Source organism: Actinophytocola sp., assembly GCF_035942955.1.
Classification (GTDB): Bacteria; Actinomycetota; Actinomycetes; order Mycobacteriales; family Pseudonocardiaceae; genus DASYTH01.
Genome location: NZ_DASZCQ010000345.1, coordinates 1 through 4,770 on the forward strand (window position 1 = coordinate 1; position 4,770 = coordinate 4,770).

At 72.1% G+C, this 4,770-nt stretch carries 5 protein-coding genes; 1 reads left to right on the plus strand and 4 read right to left on the minus strand.

Annotated elements, in window-relative coordinates; genetic code table 11:
* The 4 genes from VGX25_RS34440 to VGX25_RS34455 all read right to left on the minus strand — a co-directional run.
* On the minus strand, positions 1-954 hold a 954-nt coding region (locus VGX25_RS34440; RefSeq protein ID WP_326922170.1), incomplete at its 3' end, for a hypothetical protein.
* Complete coding sequence (locus VGX25_RS34445; RefSeq protein WP_326922171.1) at positions 951-1,673, minus strand: ABC transporter ATP-binding protein; 723 nt, start codon at positions 1,671-1,673, stop codon at positions 951-953. The genes VGX25_RS34445 and VGX25_RS34440, both read right to left, overlap by 4 nt.
* On the minus strand, positions 1,670-2,239 hold the full coding sequence (locus VGX25_RS34450; protein WP_326922172.1) for a PadR family transcriptional regulator: 570 nt from the start codon (positions 2,237-2,239) through the stop codon (positions 1,670-1,672). The genes VGX25_RS34445 and VGX25_RS34450 overlap by 4 nt, the downstream gene beginning before the upstream one ends.
* A gap of 111 nt (positions 2,240-2,350) precedes the next feature.
* Positions 2,351-2,989, minus strand: coding sequence for a DUF4230 domain-containing protein (locus tag VGX25_RS34455; protein ID WP_326922173.1), 639 nt, complete (start codon positions 2,987-2,989; stop codon positions 2,351-2,353).
* Between the two features lie 168 nt (positions 2,990-3,157).
* Between VGX25_RS34455 and VGX25_RS34460 the strand changes: the two genes are divergently transcribed.
* A complete protein-coding gene (locus VGX25_RS34460; protein ID WP_326922174.1) occupies positions 3,158-4,378 on the plus strand; it encodes a M14 family zinc carboxypeptidase in 1,221 nt (406 codons plus the stop codon).
* Positions 4,379-4,770 lie beyond the last annotated feature (392 nt).

The following is a 4,770-nucleotide window of genomic DNA, read 5'->3' on the forward strand; positions in this document are numbered from 1 at the left end:
CACGAGCCGGCGCACGTGCGCCGGGGTGCCCCCGGCCGCGGCGACCAGGGCGAGATCGCGGCGCCGCCGGCGGGCGCCCACGGCCAGCGCCGGGCCGGCCAGCAGGATGACCTCCAGCAGGGCCAGCCCGCCGACGAGGATCAGCGTGCCCGGCGGGAGCCCCGCTTCGGTGACCCTGGTCCGGTACCGCTCGGCCGGGCCGGGCGGGTTCGCCAGCACGTGCCGGGACACCGCAACCACCCCGCTGGTGTTGAGCCGCTTGACCTCGGCCCAGGTCAGCGGGCCCGGGGTGGCTACCAGCCAGGCCGGGCCGCCGCTGTCGAGGGGAAGCGCGCCGGGGCGCCCCACGATCGTGCCGGCCTCGAGCTCGTCCGGTTCCTCGACGGTGCCCACGACCCGGAAGGTCCGGCTGCCGTCGGCGAGGTGGATGGCGCCGCCGTCCCCGACGCCGAGCCGGCTGCTCGCGGCCGGCGTGAGGACGACCTCGTCGGCGCCGGCCGGGGCTCGGCCGGAAAGCTGCCGGAGGATCCCGGCGGCCAGCGGGTCGGTGTAGTCCAGCGTGCGGGCGCTGATGGTCCCCGTTCCGGCCGCCGTGCGCATGGTCAGGGCGCCGTGCTGATCCGGGATCGCGGTGGCGCCGGCGGGCAGCAGCGCGAGCAGCCGGTCAAGGCTCGGCTCGGCCGGCGGGCCGGTCCCGCCGACCGGAAACGCGAACAGCCGGTCGGGCTCCTGCTCGACCGGCCCGCCGTACGGCCAGGTGATCACGGCCTGGGCGCCGCCCATCAGCCGGTCGGCCTGCTCGCCCGGGGTGAGCTCGAAGCTGTCGTAGCTGACCGCGGCGAACGACAGGGCGGCCACCGGCAGCGTGATCAGCGCCGCGACGAGCGCGGCCCGGCCCTTGGCCCGTCTCGCCTCGCGCCACGCGATCCGCAGCGCGATGCGCCAGCCGCTCACCGGGCGCCGTCCTGCGCGAGCAGCGCGTCGGGCTCGTCGAGCGGGCCGGACGTGTCGACGATGATGCCGTCCCGCAGGAACACCACGCGGTCGGCCCATGCGGCGTGCCGCGCGTCATGGGTGACGAGCACGCCGGCCGCTCCGCCGTCTACTTTGGACCTCAGTAGGCGCAGCACGGACTCGCCGGTGTGCGAGTCCAGCGCCCCGGTCGGCTCGTCGGCCAGCACCAGCCGGCGCTCGCCGATGAGCGCCCTGGCGATCGCCACCCGCTGCTGCTGGCCGCCGGACAGCTCGTCCGGGAACCGCTCGGCCAGGTCACCCAGGTCCACTTCGGACAGTGCGGTCTCGGCGAGCAGGCGCGCCTTGCGCACCCCGACGCCGTCCAGCTCCAGCGGCAGCGCCACGTTCTCCACCGCCGTGAGGCTGGCCAGCAGGTTCAGGTCCTGGAACACGTAGCCGATCCGGCGCCTGCGCAACGCGGCCAGCGTGCGCCGGTCGCACTCCCCCAGCACCGTGCCGTCCACCACGACCTCCCCCTGGCTCGGCCGGTCCAGGCCGCCGGCCAGGTTGAGCAGGGTGGACTTGCCCGACCCGGACGGTCCCATCACCGCCACCAGCTCGCCGGCGGCCACGGTCAGCGTCACGCCGGCCAGGGCATGCACCGCGGTCTCGCCGTGGCCGTGCACCCGGTGCACGTCGCGCAGCTCGAGAATGCTCATCGCCTGCTCTCCTCCCCCTCCGGTTCGAGGTGCGGCACGGTGGTCGGGGGTGGGGTGTACCGGACCAGGCTCGCCTCGCAGTGATCCAGCCAGCGCACCTCGGCCTCGGCCTGGAACACCATCGCGTCCAGCACCAGCCGCCATGGCAGGTCGGCCGGCTCGTCGGAGCGCGCCTTCAGCCGGGTGAACTCCTGCAGGGTGCGCATGGTCGCGCCGCGCTGGGCCTGCACCACCGCCCGCACGTCGACCCCCGGCGTGGTCAGCGCGAACGCGAGCTTGATCGCCAGCTCGTCGCGCGGCCGGTCGGAGCGGCTGACCGGGGTGGTGAACCACGCCGCCAGCTCGGCCCGCCCGGCGGCGGTGATCTCGTACGGGCGCTGCCCGCCGTCACCCTCCGGCAGCGCGCGGACGAGCTCGTCCCGTTCGAGGCGGGACAGGGTGGTGTAGACCTGGCCGATGTTCAACGGCCAGGTGCCACCCGTGGACTCTTCGAACACCACCCGCAGCTGGTAGCCGTACATCGGGCCGCGCTCGAGAAGGGCCAGAAGGCCGTGCCTGACGGACATGCCTACCGAGTATGCATACCGGGTATGCCCGGCGCAAGGGCCCTACTGGACGCGGCAGCGTGTGACACTCCGACCCTCGCGTGAGCGGAGTGTCACACGGCGTCCCGGCCGTCAGGTGTTGGGAGCGGAGAACGTGACCTGGTAGCCGAGCGTGCTCATCATCCCGACCAGCATCGCGCGGGTGTTGTCCTCGGCCCGTTTGGTCAGGCCGGCGGCCTTCGCCGCCTCGCCGATCTTCTGCTCGGCGACCTGGTAGAACTGCTGTTGGTCGGGCGCCTGGAACAGCGAGCTCAGCCGGTTCCAGATGCCGCGCTGGGTGGCGAACAGGTAGCTGCGGTCCTGGTTGAGGTTCGGCTTGTCGAGCTGCGCCGGGGGCAGCCGGATCTCGACCGACTTGCGGTCCTCGGACACGGTCAGCGCGTCACCGGTGAGCCCGGAGAAGTCCACGAACGCGTTGACGCTGCCGGCGGCCACGAACAGGGCCCGCTCGCCGGCCAGGAACGACGGCACGAACGCGACGTCCTTCTCCAGGTCGACGACCACCTGGAACTCCCCGACCGCGGCGTGGTACTGGCTCAGATCCTTGATCGACTCCAGCAGTGCCGGCTGGGTGCGGTCGATCTCCTCGGTGCGGAACGGGTTGAGGTTCGGAACCAGGGTGGCCAGGCCGATGGCGCCCAGCGCGAGAACCACCACCGCGACCAACACCCAGGCGATGCGCCACAACCGGTTCGAACTGTCGGTGGCCATGCCAGATCCTCCCGTGTCGGGGACCTACGCTCCGGAAATACCCATTGCCGCATCCCGGAAAACCCCTAGGTAACCGAGTCCTCTGTGGACGGTGCGGCCTCGACACCCGCGGGCCGACTCACTAGCGTTGGCCCTGCGGATCCATAGGTTCAGACCACGGGAGTCGCCATGCGTCGTGTCCTAGCCACCCTGCTCGGGATTCCGTTGCTGGTGGGCGCCGCCCCGGCCGTCGCGGCCGCGCAGCCCGCCGTGCCCGCCGACCACGACCGGCCGTGCAGCGAGGAGCCGCGCGACCTTCCGATCGACCAGTTCACCGACTACCGGGAGCTGCAGCGCGAGCTGGCCAAGCTCGAGCGGATCAGCCGCGGCCGCGTCCACGTCGAGAAGATCGGCGAGTCCAACCGCGGCCGGGACCTCAAGAGCGCCACGGTCGGCACCGGCGCCAAGATCTTCCTTGTCACCAGCGAGATCCACGGCAACGAGAAGACCGGAACCGATGCGCTGCTCCGCATCCTGCACTACCTCGGCACCTCCGAGTCGCCGGAGGCCAGGCGGCTGCGCGCCACCGTCACGCTGGTCGCCGTGCCCAAGCTCAACGCCGACGGCGCCGAGCTGGACCGTCGGGGCAACGACCAGAGCTGGGCGGAGGTCCAGCAGCAGTTCCCGCAGCTGGCCGGCCGCCCGCCGGCGTGGAACTACATCGACGGCCAGCAGCAGGGCGACGACTACCGCACCCGGCCCGGCTTCGACGTCAACCGGGACTTCCATCCCGAGCTGGACTACGTCCCCCGACCCGAGGACATCCCCGGCACCTCCGCCCAGCCCGGCTGGTACCTCACGCCAGAGGCGCAGGCCCTCCGCGACGTCTACCTCGACCTGCGCGCCGAGCGCGGCCGGGTGCCCGACGTCTACGTCGACCTGCACCACCAGGGCGCGTGCGTCCGCCAGGAGGGCACCAACCGCCTGCTCGACGTCGCCGTCGACTACCCGCCGCTACCAGACGTATTCTTCGAACCCGGCCAGAAATACGCTCCCTACGCCGACGTCTACACCAAGGACGAGTCCCGCCAACTCGCCATCAGCGCCTTCAACGGCATGACCGACCGCGGCTTCATCGCCGCCCGCTACCCTCACGCCCCCACCCGCGACCTCCCCGGCCAGGCCCGCTGCTCCTTCGCCCTCAACGGCACCGGCACCGTCCTGTTCGAAGTCCGCGGCCAAACCCAAACCCTCGGCCAAGAACACCGCGAACACTTCACCCGTGCCGTGATCGCCGGCCTCATGAACATGCTCAACGACGTCAGCACCGGCGCCGTCACCCGCATCGACCCCGAGTCCTTCGACACCCTCCCCGGCACCGCCCCGGAAAGCGCCGACGACACGGAATAACAGCTCGCCACCCGCTAGAGCCGCCCCGGCCAACAGCCCCCGTGTACGGAACCGCTCACGGTAGCAACGCTGTGGCCGCGCCGCGCGCCGCGGCGGTCACAGCTCAGCACCACGATCCAGGTCAGCAGATGCGCCGCCCGCATCGGCCGCCCCTGACTTGGCTTAACCGAGCACCAAACCTTGCTGGCCGGCGCATTCATCGCGCCGGAGCGCCGACGACCCTGAGGAGGGACTCCTAGCCCCGGCAGAACAGCGATGTGGCACTCCTTTCCCAACGCAAGATCACGTCGGGTTGCCGTTGCCGACCGGCGGATGGCGGAGTGGTCGCCTTCTCGACGATCAGGACCGGCTGTCGCGCAGGACGCGTGCGGAACGACGGGTGCGCCGCGCGC